The sequence below is a fragment of the Euzebyales bacterium genome, from assembly GCA_036374135.1.
In the GTDB taxonomy this organism is placed as follows: Bacteria; Actinomycetota; Nitriliruptoria; order Euzebyales; family JAHELV01; genus JAHELV01.
Genome location: DASUUK010000006.1, coordinates 1 through 2,643, shown reverse-complemented (window position 1 = coordinate 2,643; position 2,643 = coordinate 1). Strand labels below are relative to the sequence as shown.

The window sequence follows — 2,643 nt, the reverse complement described above, 5'->3', positions numbered from 1 at the left end:
ACGGGCTCGCCAAGGTGCTCGAGCTGGTGGCCGGGAACCGGCAGGTGATCGTGTTCACCCACGACGACCGTCTGCCCGAGTCCGTCCGCCGGCTGGGCATCGACGCACGGGTCCTCGGCGTGACGCGGCGGACGCAGTCACGGGTCGAGGTCCGCGAGCAGCTCGAGCCGGTGGCGCGCAACATCGACGACGCACGGGGGCTGGTCAACAGCCGGGGCGTGCCCGACGAGCTCGTGGCGCGCGTGGTTGCGGGGTTGTGCCGCACGGCCGTTGAGGCCGCGTGCGTCGAGGCGATCCGGCGACGGTGGCTGGCCAGCGGCGTGCTCCACGCAGAGCACTGGGCGATGTGAGGGAGCACGCGACACGCTGCCGTTGATCCCACCCGGCGGCCGGGGGCACGATGGCCCTCGATGAACGCACGAGACATGCGCCGCACCAGCGGCTCGACGACGTGCTCGGTGCCGACGAGGCCGCGACCTTGATGGCGCATCTCCGATGCGCGACCACCCGGGTTGAACCGCTGACACCAGCGTCCGACGGGGTCGAGTCCGGCGAGCGCGGCTCGCTTGTCGTTGTGGCATCGCGCATGCGCGACGACCAGGTCGTCGAGCGCGTTGTCCGCCACGGTGATCGCGCGCAGTGCAGACAGGCGGAGGTACTCGGTCCGCTCACGGCAGATGGCTAGGCTCGTCCCACATGACCGCGACGACGCCAACACATGCGCTCGAGACGCTCCGAGCCGCAGCCGCCAGCGGCGCACTTGCCGCAGTGTGCGACCGTCACCACGTCGCTCTCCTCGTGGCGTTCGGCAGCGCAGTGAACGGTCCGGTTCGCGATCGTGCGCGAGACCTCGACATCGCGGTGCTCACCAAGCATGGTCGTTCCACGCTCGAGCTACCTACCGAACTGTCCGACCTGACGCGCTTCGACGCGATCGACCTGCTCGATCTGGGTCGGGCTGGATCAGTCGCGACGGTGGAAGCGCTGCTTCACGGTGATGTGCTCTTCGAGCGTGAGCCCGGCACGGCAGACCGCCTCCTCGCGCGGGCGGCGACCGAGAAGATGGACACCCAGTGGCTGCGCGACTGGGCGCTCGAGCTGATGGCGTCGTGACCAGCACGGTCAATCCCGACGTCGTCGTCGAACGGCTCTCCCGGATCAGGGAGCTGCTCGGTGAGATGCGCAACATCGGCGTACCCGACGGCGAAATTCTGCACTCCGATCACGTCCGGCGATACGCCCTCGAGCGGTTGGCGACGCTTGTGGTCGATTCGGCGACGGCGCTCAACTCGCACATCTCGTCTCGTGTGCTCGGCCGCGTGGCGACGACCTACGCCGAGACCTTCGACCTGGTGGCTGAGGCCGGCCCGCTCGACACCTCGTTCGCGTCTCGCATCCGAGCATCCGCGAAGCTGCGCAATCTGCTCGTCCACGACTACGCCGACATCGACTACGACATGCTCGCGAACGCGCTGACTCAGCTGCTCACCGACTATGACCAGTACACGCATGAGGTCGCTCGCTGGCTGCGGGATCAGGAGGCCGCAGCCGACTGACGCGACCGTTGTTCAGCGGCACGTACGGAGGGGACGCTTAACCGCGTGAGTCGGCACGGGGGAATGCATTGGCGAGATCGCAGCCCGAGGCGCCGCGGTGGTCGCCGAGTACGCCGCCTGCGGAGACGACGCTGTGGCGGTGGGCGATCGACCAACTGCCCGACCGCGTGGTCGTACTCCCACAGGTGGTCATGACCATCGGCCGGGGCGGACTGCCGGAGGAGGCCGAGGCGGACCTCGTGCTCGTCGATCCATCGTTCGGGGTGACGGTCGTCGAGGTGAAGGGCGGCACCGTCTACTACGACGGTCACGAGTCCGTCTGGCGACGACAGGAGGGCGGTCACAGGGAGGTCCGCGACCCCGTGCTGCAGGTCAAGAAGGCCCGCAGCCTCGTCCGCGACGCCTTGAAGGCGGCCAGCATCGACACCCGCCAGCTCGCGCTGCGCTGGGCCGTCGCCATCCCCGACGCACGCATCGACGCGCCAGGCGAACCCGTCCTCGACGCCGCGTATCTGTGGGACGGCCGGTGCATCGACCGGCTTGCGGACGCCTACCAGCGGACCTGCGGGCAGCTTGACCCGAGTGAACGCGCACCGGGACGTCAGCTCGCGAAGACCATCGTCGAGACGCTGCGCGGCCGGTCACGGTCGGCGGCACCCGCGCTGCGCACCCACGTCGAGCGCCACGAGGAACTCATCCGCGTCCACACCGAGTCGCACCGCAACGTCCTGCACCACTTCGGTGCTCACCGACGAGTGCTGGTGCGCGGGTCGGCCGGGACCGGCAAGACCTCGCTGGCCATCCACGCAGCCGCCAGGCTCGCCGCGATGGGTGAACGAGTCCTGCTCGGATGCTGGAACGTCGTGCTCGCCGGCGCCCTGAGAGACGAGTTGCACGCCGAGCTCGCAGCGATGGGAAGCCCACGCGCGGCGGAGGTGACCACCGATCCGACCGGCTCTGTGGTGGTCGGTCACCTGGTCGGGCTCGCCCGCCACGCCGGCATCGACCCTCCCGACCAGCCCGACGCCGACTGGTACCAGCAGGAGGTGCCCGCCGCGCTCACCCGCGAGGTCACCGACGGACCCTT

General features: G+C 69.6%; 4 protein-coding genes. All 4 read left to right on the top strand.

Features of this window, described 5'->3' with window-relative positions; translation table 11 throughout:
* Window positions 1-350: hypothetical protein (locus VFZ70_01005; protein ID HEX6254365.1), on the top strand; the 350-nt coding region annotated here is incomplete at its 5' end.
* Between the two features lie 346 nt (window positions 351-696).
* The gene (locus tag VFZ70_01000; GenBank protein ID HEX6254364.1) at window positions 697-1,113 is read left to right on the top strand and encodes a nucleotidyltransferase domain-containing protein; all 417 of its coding nucleotides are present in this window, start codon (window positions 697-699) and stop codon (window positions 1,111-1,113) included.
* The gene (locus VFZ70_00995; GenBank protein HEX6254363.1) at window positions 1,110-1,556 is read left to right on the top strand and encodes a DUF86 domain-containing protein; all 447 of its coding nucleotides are present in this window, start codon (window positions 1,110-1,112) and stop codon (window positions 1,554-1,556) included. Before VFZ70_01000 ends, VFZ70_00995 begins: the two co-directional genes overlap by 4 nt.
* 191 nt (window positions 1,557-1,747) lie before the next feature.
* A partial coding sequence (locus VFZ70_00990; protein ID HEX6254362.1) for a nuclease-related domain-containing protein occupies window positions 1,748-2,643 on the top strand: 896 nt, incomplete at its 3' end.

Coding starts and splice junctions, on each gene's coding strand:
- VFZ70_01000 (HEX6254364.1), top strand. CDS start 697: ATGACCGCGACGACGCCAACACATGCGCTCGAGACGCTCCGAGCCGCA.